Here is a 234-nt window from a genome sequence, read left to right as displayed (position 1 = left end):
CAATCCCAATACGTTCTTCCATTTATAAATGTATATAACCAATACGTACTTATATTGCCACTTCCTGTATAACCTGATGTAAATAGACAGCCTGAACCGGAATCATCTTTTAACATGTTTAATATAAAAGCTGAATTATTGGTATTGTTGCTTGTTCCATTATTATCTGTTAAGCTTGTGGCTCCTGTGGATCCTACTGGTGATGACCAATAGTTATACCAATATGGATTTGAT

Annotated in this window: 1 pseudogene; it reads right to left on the bottom strand. The window is 33.8% G+C overall.

Going from position 1 to position 234, the window contains the following annotated elements:
- Nucleotides 1–234, bottom strand: a pseudogene (locus tag Q0842_RS16235) (hypothetical protein); the annotation flags it as partial.

Origin of the sequence: uncultured Algibacter sp. (assembly GCF_947495675.1) — a bacterium.
GTDB lineage: Bacteria > Bacteroidota > Bacteroidia > Flavobacteriales > Flavobacteriaceae > Algibacter_B.
This window is presented reverse-complemented; position numbering and strand designations above follow the sequence as displayed.